We start from the raw sequence: 14,812 nt of genomic DNA, 5'->3' as shown, positions 1-14,812 counted from the left end.
CATGAACCAACTCGAGAAAGAAACGGTTCTGGACGTCCGGCATCTGCGCACGGAATTCGGCCTGCCAGAGCGCCCTCTTGTTGCCGTCGACGATGTTTCGTTTCAGGTGCGGGCGGGGGAGATCCTTGGGCTTGTCGGCGAATCCGGCTCGGGCAAGAGCATCACCTTGCGCTCGATCCTCGGCATCGTGCGGCCACGCGGCCGCGTCGGCGGCGAAATCCTCTGGAAGGGCCGGGATCTGGTGCCGCTCGACGAGGGCGCGCTCAGACGGGTGCGTGGACGCGAGATCGCGATGATCTTTCAGGAGCCGATGTCGTCACTGAACCCGTTGTTGACCGTCGGTTTGCAGATATCGGAAAACCTTGCCGCCCATACCGATCTGGATGGGAAAGCCAGAAAGGCGCGCGCGATCGAACTGCTCGACATGGTCGGCATTCCCGCGGCGCGCAACAGGCTCGGCGATTACCCGCACGAGTTTTCCGGCGGTATGCGGCAACGGGTGATGATCGCCATCGCCCTTGCGTCCAACCCGAAGCTGCTGCTGGCCGATGAGCCGACGACGGCGCTGGACGTGACCATCCAGGATCAGATCCTACGGCTCATTCAGGCGCTCAGCCGCGACCTCGGCATGGCCGTGATCCTCGTCACCCACGACATGGGCGTGGTGGCGGAGACCTGCGATCGTGTAGCGGTGATGTATGGCGGCCGTCTTTGCGAGACAGGACCGACGGCTGATGTCATCGGCGACGCCCGGCATCCCTATTCCCTGGGACTTCTGCGCTCTATCCCGCGCGATGTCGCACCACGCACGCCGCTCTATTCCATCCCCGGAGCACCGCCGTCACTCAACGCCTTGCCGGCCGGTTGCGCGTTTACGGCACGCTGTCCCGTGGCCGGGCCGGAATGCCGGGATGTTCGCCCGAGCCTCGAAGCGATCGGACGGCTGCGCCAGGTCGCCTGCCACCACCGCGAGGAAGCCCTCGTTCATTTCAGCGCACGGGAGGCGGCGCAATGAGCCAATCGATGCAAGAAGCGGCCACGCCGCTACTTTCCATCCGCGACCTTTTCATGCGGTTCGAGAAGCGTCGCTCGCTGTCGGATACGCTTGCCGGTCGGCCGCGGCAGGTCGTCTCAGCGCTCAACGGCGTCGATCTCGACGTGATGCCGGCCGAAACGCTGGGGATCGTCGGCGAGTCCGGTTGCGGCAAGTCGACGCTTGCGCGCTGTATCGCCGGTCTTCACCGGCCGACATCGGGCGATATCCGTTTCGAAGGCGAGAGTGTCATCGACCTCAAGGGCGCCAGGCGACGCGGCTACAACAAGCGCGTCCAGATGATGTTCCAGGATCCCTATACCTCGCTCAATCCGCGCATGACCGTGCGCGATACTCTGCGCGAGGCGATCACTGTCCATCGCATGCGCGAGGGCGCCGGCGTCGACCGCCGTGTCGACGAACTGCTCGACCTTGTGCGGCTGCCTGATGGCGCAGCCGACAAGTATCCGCACGAGTTTTCCGGCGGCCAGCGCCAACGCATCGGCATCGCGCGGGCACTCTCGCTGGAGCCGACCTGCCTTGTTGCCGATGAGCTCGTCTCCGCGCTCGACGTGTCCGTTCAGGCGCAGGTCGTCAATCTGCTGCTGGAACTGCAGGACAATCTGGGGCTGACGGTGCTCTTTGTTGCCCATGACCTCAGGCTGGTGCGCCATGTCTCCCATCGCGTGGCGGTGATCTATCTCGGCGCCATCGTCGAGATCGGGCCGTCGGAGGCGCTGTTTTCCAAGCCGATGCACCCGTACTCGCAAGCCCTGCTGGCCGCGGCCCCGTCGCTCGACCCGACGGAGCGGCGCAGGGCGCCAGCCCTGTCGGGTGAGTTGCCGAGCCCGCTCGACATTCCGCCCGGCTGCCCCTTCCACGTCCGCTGCCCGCACGCAACCGAGCTTTGCCGCCGGGAAAAGCCGGCACTGCGGCCGGTCGGCAACGGCATGACCGCCTGTCACTTCGCCGAAACGATCGGCGGCGCGTGAAGACAAATATTCAATAGGGAAAGACCACATGACATCGAAAGACAGGCTGGAGGCTTCCGGCCGGATCGAGGCCCTGCGCCGCAAACTCGACGAGCAGGGGCTGGACGGCTACGTCGTCCCGCGGTTCGACGAACATCAGGGCGAGTATTGTGCGCCCCATGACAACAGGCTCGCTTTTGTCACCGGCTTCACCGGTTCTGCCGGCGTTGCGATCGTCATGCGCGACCGCGCGGCAATCTTCGTCGACGGTCGCTATCAGGTGCAGGTTCGCCAAGAGATTGATGCCGACAGCTTCGCCATCGAGCATTTCTACGACGCACCGCTCAAGGACTGGCTGCGGAAGAACCTGCGCAAGGGCGAACGCGTCGGCTTCAATTCGATGCTGCTGCCGTCGACCTGGGACATGGATTGCGGCCAATCGGTTGTCGCCGCTGGCGCCGAGTGGGTCGCCGTAACCGATGATCTCGTCGATGCGATCTGGTCGGACCAGCCCGAACGCCCGCTTGGCAACGTGATGGCCCTGTCGCGCGACTATGCCGGCGAAAGCGTCGCCGACAAGAAGCGCCGCATTGGCCAGATGCTGGCGGAGCAAGGCGCCGACGTGCTGATCGAGGCGCAGCCCGACAACATCGCCTGGTTCCTGAATGTTCGCGGCCGTGACATAGCGTTCAACCCAATGCCGCAATCCTTCATGATCGCCGACAGGGACGGCCGGGTCGAATGGCTCGTCGACCACCGCAAGCTGCCCAATGACCTCTCGGACTTCGAACTCGACGGCGTGACGATGTCCGAGCCGGAGGTGTTGCTCGACCGCGTCCGGACCGCTGCCGCCGGGCGGGTGGCGCTCGTCGATGCCGGCTTTGCCCCATCGGCGGTCGCCCATGCGACGCGCGAGGCTGGCGGCAGCGTGCGCCTTTTGCGCAGCCCGATCACGCTTGCCAAGATGCTGAAGAATCCCGTTGAACTCCAGGGCTTTCGCGATTGCCATCGCCATGATGGTGCTGCGTGGATCAGGTTCTTCGCATGGCTGGAGGCCAATGCGGCCAAGCGCGAGAAGGACGGGCGCCCGGTAACCGAACTGGAGGCGGAGGATCGTATTCTCGCCCTTCGGCAGATGGAGGAGACCTTCGTCGAGCCGAGCTTCCGCTCGATCTCGGCGGCCGCCGGCCATGCCGCCATGTGCCACTATGCGGCCAGCGCCAAGAGCGATGCGCCGATCACCTCGCAAGGCATCTATCTGCTCGATTCAGGTGGGCAGTATTTTACCGGCACGACGGACGCGACGCGCACGACCGCGATCGGAGCTGTCAGCGATGAAGTGCGCCGCACCTATACGGCGGTCCTCAAGGGGCTGATCTCCATGGTCTCGCTCAAATTCCCGAAGGGGACCTACGGCCATCACCTCGACGCCTTCGCGCGCCGGCCGCTTTGGGACCTCGGGCTCGACTATGATCATGGCACCGGTCACGGTGTCGGCCACTTCCTGTCGGTGCACGAGCAGCCGCAGCGTTTCGACCGGCGCGTCAACGAGATCGAATTGCGGCCGGGCATGGTGACGACCATCGAGCCTGGCTATTACAAGGCTGGGGAATACGGCATCCGCATCGAGAACCAGGTGGAAGTGATCGACGACGGCGATGGTTTCATGAGCTTCCGCAGCCTGACGTTGGTGCCGATCGATCTGCGGCTCGCGGATATCAGCCTGCTGAGCGAAACTGAGCGGCAGTGGATCGACACCTACCATTGGCGTGTAGCCAAGACCATGGAAGGGGTGTTCGATCCGGAGACCGCAGCGTGGCTGGCAGCGCGTACCGCGCCGATCGCCAGCTAGCCGAGCGAAAAGCGGCGGCGGGTTTCTTTGATCTACCGCCGGCGGCATTCTCAAAGCGACAATTTTCGACGACGGAGGCTTGCATTGCGGTCTCCGTCGTCTGCTTTTGCCGGGTCGTGTGAAGTTACTTGCCGAATAACGACACTTTGTGATAATTGTCACAAATTGTGTTCGGCCATCTCTGCTGTGATGTTTTGGCTCGAACGACCGGACAGACGGAACGATTATGGCCAGCCGCAAGACAGCCCGCATCATTCAACTCGCCGACGCGCTCTCCGGCCGTCGCGTTCTTCATCTGCGCGATGCCGCTGCCTTGCTCGGGGTTTCCGAGATGACCATCCGGCGGGATGTCGCCGATAATCCCGGGCAATTCACCTTCCTCGGCGGCCACATCGTGCCTGCGGGCGAGATCGATGGCGATATGCCCTATGAGCTGGCGCGCGAGGCCGACAGTCATGCAGCGGCAAAACGCGAGGCCTGTGTCCATGCGGCGCAGCACATTCGTCCGGACGAAACCATCTTTATCGATTGCGGTACGACGCTCGAGTATCTGGTCGATCTCATTCCGGACAATTATTCAATTACTGCAGTCTGTTACTCGTTAAATGTTGCTGACAGGCTGACGCGAAAACCCAATGTCCGCATCGTCATGCTCGGCGGTGTCTATCATCCGGCCTCGGCGTCGTTCTCGGGGAATTCTGGGCTGGAAACGCTCGATTTGCTTGGGATCAATGTCGCCTTTCTCTCGGCCGCAGGCGTGGACCCGGGACGTGGTGCAACCTGCGTGCATTTTCATGAGGTGGCGGTGAAGCAGAAGGTGATCTCGCTCGCGCGCGAAAGCCACCTCGTTGTCGACCTGAGCAAGATCGGCAAGCTGAAGCCCGCATTCTTTGCACCGATGAACGTCTTTCGTTCGGTGATCACCGAGGACGGCGACACGCGCATTCCGGTGATCTGAGACCTCGCCAAAAAATGGCAGCATTTCACCGAAACGCGATAGGTCGCTTGACACGTCGCGTTTCTGGTGGAATGCTAACAAAAATACGATAGAAAAATAACAAAATGAGAATCGCCGCCGACACGGGTAACAGCCGTGCTATCGTGCCGCGATGTCAGGGAGTTCGAGGAGCAATCGCTTGGAAGACCTTGCTGTGAAGAATGTGGCCGCGAAAGCCGTGGCACCTGTGGCCGCTGGCCATAACTGGCCGCGCAACGATGGCATGGAGCTTGATCTCGGCTGGGTTGTCGACCAGCGTGTCAACCTTTCGGCTGCCGAACGACGCGTCTCGACGCTGCCTGGTCGCCGGACGGTGAAGAAGGACGCGCAGGCCGCCTGGCTGCTGAAGGCCGTGACCTGCATCGACCTGACGACGCTCAACGGCGACGACACGACCGAACGCGTCAAGCGGCTCTGTGCCAAGGCGCGCCAGCCGGTTCGCCAGGACATTCTCGATGCGCTTGGCATGGGCAGTCGCGGTATCACCACCGGCGCCGTCTGCGTCTATCATCGTTTCGTTTCGACCGCCGTCGACGCGCTTGAAGGTTCGGGCATTCCGGTTGCCGCCGTCTCCACCGGTTTTCCTGCCGGCCTCATTCCGCATGACGTCAAGCTGCGCGAGATCGAGGCTTCGGTTGCCGATGGCGCCAAGGAAATCGACATCGTCATTACCCGCGAGCATGTGCTGACCGGCAATTGGCAGGCTCTCTATGACGAGATGCGCGACTTCCGCGCCGCCTGCGGCGATGCGCATGTCAAGGCGATCCTGGCGACCGGCGACCTGAAGACGCTGCGCAATGTGGCCCGCGCTTCGCTCGTCTGCATGATGGCGGGCGCCGATTTCATCAAGACCTCCACCGGCAAGGAAGGCGTCAACGCCACCCTTCTGGTGACGCTGGTGATGCTGCGCATGATCCGCGCCTATCAGGAACGCACCGGCATCAAGGTGGGCTACAAGCCGGCCGGCGGCATCTCGGCCGCCAAGGATATCCTCAACTACCAGTTCCTGATGAAGGACGAACTCGGTCGTGAGTGGCTGGAGCCGGACCTTTTCCGCGTCGGCGCATCGAGCCTCCTCGGCGATATCGAACGCCAGCTGGAGCATCACGTGACCGGCGCCTACTCGGCCCTCAACCGACACCCGATTGGATGATCCCGATGACAGTCGCAAGGTATTTTGACGAAATGTCCTATGGTCCCGCACCGGAAGCCGACACCGAAGCTCGCCAGTGGCTGGCGCGCCACAAAGGCGAGTTCGGCCACTTCATCAACGGTGCTTTTGTCGCGTCTTCCTCCGGCAAGGCCTTCGAAACCTTTGAACCCGCAACCGGCGCTCTTCTGGCAAAGGTCGCCCTGGGTAGCGCCAAGGACGTGGACGACGCGGTCGCGGCGGCACGAAAGGCGCAAGGGTCCTGGGCCAAGCTGCCGGGCCATGCACGTGCCCGCCACCTCTATGCCCTTGCCCGCATGATCCAGCGCCATGCGCGGTTGATCGCGGTGGTCGAGGCGATCGACAACGGCAAGCCGATCCGTGAAACGCGCGACATCGACATTCCGCTGGCCGCCCGCCACTTCTACCACCACGCCGGCTGGGCGCAGCTGCAGGAAACCGAGTTTGCCGATCAGGTGCCGGTTGGCGTCGTCGGTCAGGTCATCCCGTGGAATTTTCCGTTCCTGATGCTCGCCTGGAAGGTCGCGCCGGCCCTGGCGCTGGGCAACACGGTCATCCTCAAGCCGGCGGAGTTCACGCCGCTGACGGCCTTGCTTTTCGCGGAACTTGCCGCTGCAGCCGGACTGCCTGCCGGCGTGCTGAACGTCGTGACCGGCGAAGGCGAAACAGGCGCGCTGATCGTCGAGCATGCGGATATCGACAAGATCGCCTTCACCGGCTCGACGGAGGTCGGCCGCCTGATCCGCGAAAAGACGGCTGGTACCGGCAAATCGCTGACGCTTGAGCTCGGCGGCAAGTCGCCTTTCATTGTTTTTGACGACGCTGATATCGATGGCGCCGTTGAAGGTGTGGTAGACGCGATCTGGTTCAACCAGGGCCAGGTCTGCTGTGCCGGTTCCCGACTTCTGGTGCAGGAAGGCGTCGCTCCGCTCTTTTACGAGCGCCTGACGCGGCGCATGCAGACCCTGCGCGTCGGCCATCCGCTCGACAAGGCGATCGATATGGCGGCGATTGTTGCGCCGGTGCAGTTGCAGCGCATCGAGAGCCTGGTCGCCAAGGGCGTCGCCGAAGGCGCGAAGCTTCACCAGCCGAAGATCGAGCTGCCGAAGGGCGGCAGCTTCTATCCGCCGACCTTGCTCACCAACGTGCAGCCGACTTCGATCGTCGCGACCGAGGAAATCTTCGGACCCGTCGCCGTGTCGATGACCTTCCGCACGCCGGAGGAGGCAATCCAGCTCGCCAACCATTCGCGCTACGGCCTGGCCGCAAGCGTTTGGAGCGAAACGATCGGCCTGGCGCTGAACGTCGCAGCCAAGCTTGCGGCCGGCGTCGTCTGGGTCAATGCCACCAATCTCTTTGACGCTGCGGCCGGTTTTGGCGGCAAGCGTGAATCCGGCTTCGGCCGCGAGGGCGGCCGCGAAGGCTGCTACGAATATCTGAAGCCCAAGGCCTGGGTCGGTCGGAAGCTGCGTGCAGCACCGGCAGAACCGGTGTTGAAGCAGGCGTCCGGCGATTTCTCGCTGCCGTCGCTCGATCGCACGGCCAAGCTTTTCATCGGCGGCAAGCAGGCGCGCCCGGATGGCAACTATTCGCGCCCTGTCCTTTCGCCGAAGGGCAAAGTGCTCGGCGAGGTCGGTGAGGGCAACCGCAAGGATATCCGCAACGCCGTCGTTGCGGCGCATGCGGCCTCCGGCTGGGCGTCGGCGACGTCGCATAATCGTGCACAGATCCTCTATTACGTCGCCGAAAACCTGAGCGGCCGGGCGGATGAATTTGCAGACCGTATCGTCGCGATGACCGGCGCCTCGGCAGCCAACGCGAAGGCAGAGGTCGAGGCTTCGATCTCTCGGCTCTTCAGCTACGGCGCCTGGGCCGACAAATACGAGGGCGTGGTCCATCAGCCGCCGCTGCGCGGCGTCGCGCTTGCCATGCCCGAAGCGATCGGTGTCGTCGGTGTCGTCTGCCCGACGGAAGCGCCGCTGCTCGGCTTCATCAGTCTGGTGGCACCGTTGATCGCTACCGGCAACCGCGTCGTTGCGGTTCCAAGCGAACAGCACCCGTTGGCAGCGACGGACTTCTACTCGATCCTCGAGACGTCCGATGTTCCGGCGGGGGTCATCAACATCGTCACGGGCTCGGCGATGGAGCTGGCAAAAACGCTGGCAAGCCACAACGACGTCGACGCGCTCTGGGCCTTCGGCACGCAGGAGCTTTCGACAATGGTCGAAAAGCTCTCGGCAGGGAACCTGAAGCGGACCTTTGTCGACAATGGCAAGGCGACCGACTGGTTCGATCGCTCGGCTGCAGAAGGACAAGCCTATCTGCGCCGCGCCACCGACGTCAAAAACATCTGGATCCCTTACGGCGAGTAAGGGATCCCCATCTCGGGGCGGGGGGAGCCGGCTCGAGAATGCAGCGACTGCAACGTTGCATGGTAGATTTGGGAGAGCGTGGCGCCGACATGGCGGCACGCAGTTTCACGCCACTCGGGAGCATGCGAGCGGGCGTCTGGAGGAGGGTTGTCTATGCTGAAAAATCTGGACCCGGCGCTCAATGCCGATGTTCTGCACGCGCTTCGTTCCATGGGGCACGGTGATACACTGGTCATCTCCGACACCAATTTCCCATCCGATGCGATCGCCAGGCAGACCACGCTCGGCAAGCTTTTGCGGATCGACAACGTATCTGCTGCACGCGCCGTGAAGGCGGTCCTGTCGGTATTGCCGCTCGACACGCCGTTGCAGCCTTCGGCCGGGCGCATGGAGATCATGGGGGCGCCGACGGAAATTCCCGGCGTGCAACAGGAGGTCCAGGCCGAAATCGACCGCGCCGAGGGCAAGCCTGCGCCGATGTACGGCATCGAACGCTTTGCGTTTTATGAGGAAGCCAAGAAGGCCTATTGCGTCATAACCACCGGCGAGACGCGCTTCTATGGCTGCTTCCTTTTCACCAAGGGCGTCATTCCACCGGAAACGGCCTAGCTGACCATACGTTAGCCTAAGCATCAGCCGCCTGAGCTGATCGTCGTAAGATCTTGAAGTTGTGAAATTTAGCTGGATCTCCGCTTCGTCCTTCGTCGCGGCCTGACCAGGGGAGGCAGGAATGAAGGTTGGTGTTTCGATCCTGGGGATCTTCGTGGCCGATACGGCCTATCTGGCGCGGCGCATGCCCGTTGTCGGCGAAACGATTACCGGCAGCGGCTTTTCGGTCGGGCCGGGTGGCAAGGGGTCGAACCAGGCCGTCGCCGCAGCGCGGGCGGGCAGTCAGGTTTCCTTCATCTCGAAAATCGGGCGCGATACCTTCGGCGAGATGGCGCTTCGTACCTATGCCGAGGCAGGCGTGACACCCAAGATCGTCCAGATGGACGACCTTCCGACCGGTGCGGCCTTCATCTACGTCAACGACCAGAATGGCGAGAACGCGATCATCGTCTATCCCGGTGCGGCCGGGTCGATCGGTATCGACGATGTCGAGGCGGCGCGAGAAACGATCGAAGGATCGCGCATCTTCGTCACGCAGCTGGAGCAGCCTGCGGCTGCCGCCCAGCGAGCGCTCGAAATCGCACATGCGGCAGGTGTCGTCACCGTCTTCAATCCGGCGCCGGCGGAACCCTTCCCGGATGCGATCTACCCGCTTTGCGATTACATCGTGCCGAACGAGACCGAAGCGGCAGCGCTGGTCGGATTTGCTCTTGCCACGGCCGACGATGCGCGGCGGGCAGGTGACGCCCTTCTGAAGAAGGGCGCAAAGTCCGCGTTGATCACTCTCGGCGAACGGGGCGTCCTTCTCCACAGTGAGAGCCAGTCCGTTTTCGTCCCGGCGATGGCAAGCGGCGCGGTTATCGACACGACCGGTGCGGGCGATGCCTTCGTCGGCGGGTTCTCGGCGGCACTGGCGCGGGGATTGGCCCCGGTTGAGGCAGCACGCTTCGGCTGCGCGACGGCCGGAATCTCGGTTACCCGCCGCGGCACAGCACCTGCCATGCCGACCCTTGCGGAGATAGAGGCTCTACTTGGGCGAGGGGCGGCCGCATGACCACGCGCAACGACCCGATCAAGCACTTTTTCATCTGGCCGGCTCTCATCATCGTCCTGGTGATTTCCATCTTTCCGTTGATCTATTCGCTGACCACCAGTTTCATGAGCATGCGTCTGGTGCCGCCGATGCCGGCGCGTTTCGTCGGTTTTGGCAACTATGCGGATCTCTTACAGAACCCACGCTTCTGGCATGTTGCGGGCACGACCACGCTGATCGCGTTCATCTCCGTCGGCCTGCAATATGTGATCGGCCTTTCCGTCGCGCTTGCGCTTAATTCCCGTGTGCCGGGCGAGGGCATCTTTCGCGTCAGCTTTCTATTGCCGATGCTGGTGGCCCCGGTTGCTGTGGCGCTGATCGCCCGTCAGGTTCTCAATCCGACGATGGGTCCGCTCAACGAGTTGATGAGTGCTCTCGGTTTTCCCAATTTGCCGTTCCTGACGCAGACGAGTTGGGCGCTCGGGTCGATTATCGCCGTCGAGGTCTGGCAATGGACGCCTTTTGTCATTCTGATGCTGCTGGCCGGGCTGCAGACGCTGCCCGATGACGTCTACGAGGCCGCGGCGCTGGAGAACGCGACACCCTGGCAACAGTTCCGCGACATCACCTTTCCGATGCTGCTGCCGATCTCTGTTGCTGTCGTCTTCATCCGGCTGATCGAAAGCTACAAGATTATCGACACGGTCTTCGTGATGACGGGCGGCGGGCCTGGAATCTCGACCGAAACGCTGACGCTCTTTGCCTATCAGGAGGGCTTCAAGAAATTCAATCTCGGCTACACCTCGGCGCTGTCGTTTCTGTTCCTGATCGTCATCACGGTGATCGGCCTCGTCTATCTCGCCATCCTCAAGCCGTATCTGGAGAAGCACAAATGAGCGTGCGCACCCTCAAGGGGAAACGGCGTTGGGCCGCGCTCGGCGGTTGCCTCATCTGGCTCGCCATTACTTTCTTCCCGCTCTATTGGGTCCTGATCACGTCGTTCAAGACGCCGATCGCCGTCGTCGGCGGGCCGACCTATCTGCCCTTCGTCGATTTCGAGCCGAGCCTCACGGCCTGGCGCGAACTTCTGTCCGGCCAGCGCGGCCAGTTCTACAACACCTTCCTGGCCTCGACGATCATCGGCCTTTCAGCGTCTATCCTCGCGACAGGCATCGGCGCGATGGCAGCTTATGCGCTGGTGCGCTTTACCTTCCGCTTCCGGCTGGCCTCCGCCCTAATCTTCGTCGTCATCGCCTTCGGCGGCTTCCTGCTCGGTCGCAATGTGCTCGGCTTCGGGCAGGGGATCTCGCTGATCTACGCCTTCATCGCCGCCTTGGCGCTGGCGGTGTTCTCAAGTCGCTTCCGGTTGCCGGGGCCTGAACTCGGCAACAACGACATCGTCTTCTGGTTCGTCAGCCAGCGCATGTTCCCGCCAATCGTTGCCGCCTTCGCGCTCTATCTGATGTACACCGAAATGGGCAAGCTCGGCTTCAAGCTGGTCGATAGCTATATCGGCCTGACCTTCGCCTATGTCGCCTTCTCGCTGCCGATCGTCATCTGGCTGATGCGCGATTTCTTCGAAGCGCTGCCAGTCGAAGTCGAAGAGGCGGCCATGGTCGACAACGTTCCGTCCTGGCGGATTTTCTTCGGCATCGTTCTGCCGATGTCGAAGCCGGGGTTGATCGCGACATTCATGATCACGCTAGCCTTCGTCTGGAACGAGTTCCTGTTCGCGCTGTTCCTGACCAATTCGAGATGGCAGACGCTGCCGATCCTCGTGGCTGGTCAGAACAGCCAGCGCGGCGACGAGTGGTGGGCAATCTCCGCCGCCGCGCTGGTGGCGATCATTCCGATGATGGTCATGGCCGGGCTGTTGAGCCGGCTCATGCGCTCCGGTCTGCTGCTGGGGGCGATCAAATAACGACCTGTTTTTCGGCAAGAATTCATTCAAGGGAGGAAAGAATGAGGAAACTGCTACTGACATCAGCGTCGCTGGGTGTCCTTGCCATGGCAAGCACCGGCACGGCACTCGCCTGCGACCCCGATTATTCCGGCGTCGAACTGACGGCGACCACGCAGACCGGGCCTTATATCGCGTCCGCGCTGCAACTTGCGGCCAAGGGTTGGGAGGAAAAGACCTGCGGCAAGGTAAAGGTGGTCGAGTTTCCGTGGTCGGAACTCTATCCGAAAATCGTTACGTCGTTGACATCGGGCGAAGATGCCTTTGACGTCATCGCCTTTGCGCCGGCTTGGGCGCCGGACTTTACCGATTTCCTGTCGGAAATGCCCGCCGACATGCAGAAAGGCGCCGACTGGGAGGATATCGCACCGGTCTATCGCGAACAGTTGATGGTCTGGAACGGCAAGATCCTGTCACAGACGATGGATGGTGACGCCCATACTTACAGCTATCGTATCGACCTGTTCGAGAATGCCGACAACCAGAAGGCCTTCAAGGCGAAATACGGCTACGATCTGGCGCCGCCGAAGACCTGGAAGCAGTATCTCGACATCGCCGAATATTTCAACCAGCCCTCCAACAACCTGTGGGGAACGGCCGAAGCCTTCCGCCGCGGCGGCCAGCAGTTCTGGTTCCTCTTCAGCCACGTTGCCGGCTACACCAGCCATCCCGACAATCCAGGCGGCATGTTCTTCGATCCGGACACGATGGATGCGCAGGTCAACAATCCCGGCTGGGTCCGCGGCCTCGAGGAATATATCCGCGCCTCGAAGCTCGCTCCGCCGAATGCCCTGAACTTCTCTTTCGGCGAAGTGAACGCGGCGTTTGCCGGCGGCCAGGTTGCCGAGTCGATCGGCTGGGGCGATACCGGCGTTATCGGCGCCGACCCGAAGCAGTCGAAGGTGGCAGGCAATGTCGGCTCGGCGTCCTTGCCGGGTTCGGACGAGGTCTGGAACTACAAGACCAAGAAGTGGGACAAGTTCGACCACGTCGTGCAGACCTCCTTCATGGCGTTCGGCGGCTGGCAGGCGGCGGTACCCGCATCGTCGACCAAGCAGGAAGCGGCCTGGAACTACATTCAGTATCTGTCGAGCCCTGCCGTCTCCGGCCAGGCGGCGATCACCGGCGGTACCGGCGTCAATCCCTATCGCATCTCCCACACGACCAATGTCGATCTCTGGTCGAAGATCTTCTCCGAGCGTGAAGCCAAGGAGTACCTGGGCGCGCAGAAGGAGGCGGTGACCGCGAAGAACATCGCGCTCGACATGCGTTTGCCGGGCTATTTCTCCTACACCGAAGTGCTTGAAATCGAACTTTCCAAGGCACTTGCCGGCGAAGTCACACCGCAACAGGCGCTTGATAGCGTCGCTGAGCAGTGGAACAAGCTGACGGACGAATTCGGTCGTGACAAGCAGCTTGCTGCCTATCGCGCATCGATGGGCCTGCCACAGAAATAGGATGAGCCAGCGCCCGCTCCGAAGTGACCGGGGCGGGTTTCTCGATATCTGCGGCCGGGGCGCACCGTCCCGGTTGCAGCTACGCTACAGCGCCGCGCGTCAGATATGGCGCACTAAAGACGCTGTGGCGCTTGAAACCTGCTGCATAAAGTTCTCCTCAGATCGATGTCGATTTGAGGGATTATGCAGTATCCCGGTCGCTTTTCGCGCCGGCTATCGTCAGCAGAAAAGGCGTCAGCATGTCCCAGGTCCGGTTGGAGCAGATCACCAAGTCCTTCGGTAACATCACCGTCATCCCGCCGCTCGATCTTGAAATCGCCGACCGGGAGTTCGTCGTTCTCGTCGGGCCGTCCGGTTGCGGCAAGACGACCACCCTGCGCATGATTGCCGGCCTTGAGACGGCATCTTCGGGCACGGTGCGGATCGGCGAGCGTGACGTCACCGATTTACGCCCGGGCCTGCGCAATTGCTCGATGGTGTTCCAGAATTACGCGCTCTACCCGCATATGACGGTGGCCGAGAACATCGGCTACGGCATGAAGGTGCGGGGCACTTCGAAGGCCGACATCGAAAAATCCGTCGCCGAGGCGGCCCGTATTCTCAATCTCGGCGCCTACCTCAATCGCAAGCCGAGCGCCCTTTCCGGTGGCCAGCGCCAGCGCGTCGCCATCGGTCGCGCGATCGTCCGCCAGCCCGATGTTTTCCTGTTCGATGAGCCGCTGTCGAACCTCGACGCCAAGCTGCGCATTGAAATGCGCACGGAAATCAAGCTGTTGCATCGACGTCTTCAGACGACTGCCGTCTACGTGACCCACGATCAGGTCGAGGCCATGACCATGGCCGACCGCGTCGTCGTCATGAATCAGGGACGCATCGAACAGGCCGCCGATCCGATCACCCTCTACGAGGCGCCGAGCAATCTGTTCGTCGCGGCATTCATCGGCGCGCCGAGCATGAATTTCGTCGAGGGAACGCTCGAGCGCGGCGACGGCGGGCTATGGTTCAAGGCGGATGGTGGCATCGCAGCCAGGATACCAGACACACGAGCCGAGAAACTCGGCGCTTTCATCGGTCAGGCCGTCGTGCTTGGCATTCGCCCGGAGCACACGATGGCGTCGGACGTCGATGCGCCGAAGCTCTCCGTGCAGGTACGCGATATCGAGCCCCTGGGGCCGCACACACTGGCGCTCGGCAAGGTCGGTCAGGCAGCGTTCACCGCACAGATCCACGCGGCATCGCGGGTCAGGCCGGACGACACGATCGAGGTCCCGATCGAGACGCAGAAGATGCACTTCTTCCTGAAGCAGACCGGCATGGCGATCGGTCGCTGAGGCAAAGGCGTGGCCGAGGGCAATCG

The 14,812-nt window shown here is 62.4% G+C and carries 12 protein-coding genes; all 12 read left to right on the top strand.

The genetic code is table 11. The annotated features are described in order from the left end of the window. Position 1 precedes the first annotated feature (1 nt). The 12 genes from J3R84_RS25730 to J3R84_RS25675 all read left to right on the top strand — a co-directional run bounded on the left by J3R84_RS25730 (position 2) and on the right by J3R84_RS25675 (position 14,786). The gene (locus J3R84_RS25730) at positions 2 to 1,015 is read left to right on the top strand and encodes an ABC transporter ATP-binding protein (protein WP_025428617.1); all 1,014 of its coding nucleotides are present in this window, start codon (positions 2 to 4) and stop codon (positions 1,013 to 1,015) included. Continuing rightward, positions 1,012 to 2,025: an ABC transporter ATP-binding protein gene (locus J3R84_RS25725; RefSeq protein ID WP_082523801.1), complete on the top strand. Its 1,014-nt coding sequence runs from the start codon at positions 1,012 to 1,014 to the stop codon at positions 2,023 to 2,025. The genes J3R84_RS25730 and J3R84_RS25725 overlap by 4 nt, the downstream gene beginning before the upstream one ends. 28 nt (positions 2,026 to 2,053) lie before the next feature. Then, a complete protein-coding gene (locus tag J3R84_RS25720; RefSeq protein WP_025428619.1) occupies positions 2,054 to 3,856 on the top strand; it encodes an aminopeptidase P family protein in 1,803 nt (600 codons plus the stop codon). Between the two features lie 226 nt (positions 3,857 to 4,082). Then, on the top strand, positions 4,083 to 4,814 hold the full coding sequence (locus J3R84_RS25715) for a DeoR family transcriptional regulator (RefSeq protein ID WP_038577837.1): 732 nt from the start codon (positions 4,083 to 4,085) through the stop codon (positions 4,812 to 4,814). Positions 4,815 to 4,992: 178 nt separating this feature from the next. Further along, the gene (gene deoC / locus J3R84_RS25710; protein WP_025428620.1) at positions 4,993 to 6,006 is read left to right on the top strand and encodes a deoxyribose-phosphate aldolase; all 1,014 of its coding nucleotides are present in this window, start codon (positions 4,993 to 4,995) and stop codon (positions 6,004 to 6,006) included. A gap of 5 nt (positions 6,007 to 6,011) precedes the next feature. Beyond that, positions 6,012 to 8,396, top strand: coding sequence for an aldehyde dehydrogenase family protein (locus J3R84_RS25705; protein WP_025428621.1), 2,385 nt, complete (start codon positions 6,012 to 6,014; stop codon positions 8,394 to 8,396). A gap of 153 nt (positions 8,397 to 8,549) precedes the next feature. Continuing rightward, positions 8,550 to 9,005 (top strand): RbsD/FucU family protein, encoded by a 456-nt coding sequence (locus J3R84_RS25700; protein WP_025428622.1) that lies wholly within the window; start codon positions 8,550 to 8,552, stop codon positions 9,003 to 9,005. A gap of 121 nt (positions 9,006 to 9,126) precedes the next feature. After that, positions 9,127 to 10,059 carry a ribokinase gene (rbsK, locus tag J3R84_RS25695; protein ID WP_025428623.1) on the top strand — a complete coding sequence of 311 codons (933 nt, stop codon included), beginning with the start codon at positions 9,127 to 9,129 and terminating at the stop codon, positions 10,057 to 10,059. Continuing rightward, the gene (locus J3R84_RS25690) at positions 10,056 to 10,934 is read left to right on the top strand and encodes a carbohydrate ABC transporter permease (RefSeq protein ID WP_057218111.1); all 879 of its coding nucleotides are present in this window, start codon (positions 10,056 to 10,058) and stop codon (positions 10,932 to 10,934) included. The genes rbsK and J3R84_RS25690 overlap by 4 nt, the downstream gene beginning before the upstream one ends. Continuing rightward, complete coding sequence (locus J3R84_RS25685; RefSeq protein WP_025428625.1) at positions 10,931 to 11,959, top strand: carbohydrate ABC transporter permease; 1,029 nt, start codon at positions 10,931 to 10,933, stop codon at positions 11,957 to 11,959. Before J3R84_RS25690 ends, J3R84_RS25685 begins: the two co-directional genes overlap by 4 nt. Positions 11,960 to 12,000: 41 nt before the next feature. Then, positions 12,001 to 13,455 (top strand): ABC transporter substrate-binding protein, encoded by a 1,455-nt coding sequence (locus J3R84_RS25680; RefSeq protein ID WP_025428626.1) that lies wholly within the window; start codon positions 12,001 to 12,003, stop codon positions 13,453 to 13,455. Positions 13,456 to 13,694: 239 nt separating this feature from the next. Then, a complete protein-coding gene (locus J3R84_RS25675) occupies positions 13,695 to 14,786 on the top strand; it encodes an ABC transporter ATP-binding protein (RefSeq protein ID WP_025428627.1) in 1,092 nt (363 codons plus the stop codon). Positions 14,787 to 14,812 lie beyond the last annotated feature (26 nt).

The sequence above is a fragment of the Ensifer canadensis genome (genome assembly GCF_017488845.2).
Classification (GTDB): domain Bacteria; phylum Pseudomonadota; class Alphaproteobacteria; order Rhizobiales; family Rhizobiaceae; genus Ensifer; species Ensifer canadensis.
This window is presented reverse-complemented; position numbering and strand designations above follow the sequence as displayed.

Bases quoted from the DNA above. Each gene is read 5' to 3' on its own strand.
- J3R84_RS25730 (WP_025428617.1), top strand. From the start codon at position 2: ATGAACCAACTCGAGAAAGAAACGGTTCTGGACGTCCGGCATCTGCGC.
- J3R84_RS25725 (WP_082523801.1), top strand. From the start codon at position 1,012: ATGAGCCAATCGATGCAAGAAGCGGCCACGCCGCTACTTTCCATCCGC.
- J3R84_RS25720 (WP_025428619.1), top strand. From the start codon at position 2,054: ATGACATCGAAAGACAGGCTGGAGGCTTCCGGCCGGATCGAGGCCCTG.
- J3R84_RS25715 (WP_038577837.1), top strand. From the start codon at position 4,083: ATGGCCAGCCGCAAGACAGCCCGCATCATTCAACTCGCCGACGCGCTC.
- J3R84_RS25705 (WP_025428621.1), top strand. From the start codon at position 6,012: ATGACAGTCGCAAGGTATTTTGACGAAATGTCCTATGGTCCCGCACCG.
- J3R84_RS25700 (WP_025428622.1), top strand. From the start codon at position 8,550: ATGCTGAAAAATCTGGACCCGGCGCTCAATGCCGATGTTCTGCACGCG.
- rbsK (WP_025428623.1), top strand. From the start codon at position 9,127: ATGAAGGTTGGTGTTTCGATCCTGGGGATCTTCGTGGCCGATACGGCC.
- J3R84_RS25690 (WP_057218111.1), top strand. From the start codon at position 10,056: ATGACCACGCGCAACGACCCGATCAAGCACTTTTTCATCTGGCCGGCT.
- J3R84_RS25685 (WP_025428625.1), top strand. From the start codon at position 10,931: ATGAGCGTGCGCACCCTCAAGGGGAAACGGCGTTGGGCCGCGCTCGGC.
- J3R84_RS25680 (WP_025428626.1), top strand. From the start codon at position 12,001: ATGAGGAAACTGCTACTGACATCAGCGTCGCTGGGTGTCCTTGCCATG.
- J3R84_RS25675 (WP_025428627.1), top strand. From the start codon at position 13,695: ATGTCCCAGGTCCGGTTGGAGCAGATCACCAAGTCCTTCGGTAACATC.